1 protein-coding gene is annotated in these 508 nt (G+C 47.8%); it reads left to right on the top strand.

All coding sequences use genetic code 11. The annotated features are described in order from the left end of the window. Positions 1-346, top strand: a 346-nt coding sequence (locus tag ACYVAA_RS23090; protein WP_063090922.1) for a helix-turn-helix domain-containing protein, incomplete at its 5' end; no start/stop codon positions are given. Positions 347-508 lie beyond the last annotated feature (162 nt).

Here is a 508-nt window from a genome sequence, read left to right as displayed (position 1 = left end):
AGAGCTGCTGAAGGATAGCCAAGGCATATCAGCACTGAAGCTGTACTCATTTTTAGCGGAGCATATCGATCCTACGTGTGGCGCTGTCGTTGCGGATCAGCAATTCCTAGCTGAAAAACTTGGAGTTAGCAGAAGCACAATTATTCGGTGGCTCAATTACTTAGAATCAAAAAATGCATTAGTTAGAATCCCCGTTGCTGGTAAGGTTTGTGCGTATGCCCTCGATCCACATGAAGTCTGGAAGGGATACAACACTACGAAAAACCATGCAGCGTTTGTCACTAAAACACTGGTCAACAAAGACGGTGATATTCAGCGCCGAATCATGGCCATGTTTTCAAATTGAGCTAGCGGCAGGCGGACAATCAGGGGCTACGTGTTAACGTTCTGACCATGATTGTCTATCCTGCATTGCTCTTTTGCCGCCTCAAAATCCTTTGCGTGTTTTTGCTCCCCGTTCTCCAGAAAAAACCGAGCCGCCACGGTTCCGGCAGCGCCTTGAGCGCTA

The organism is Echinicola sediminis, assembly GCF_054777495.1.
The sequence above is the reverse complement of the archived record's forward strand: the minus strand, read 5'-3'. Positions and strand labels throughout refer to the sequence as shown.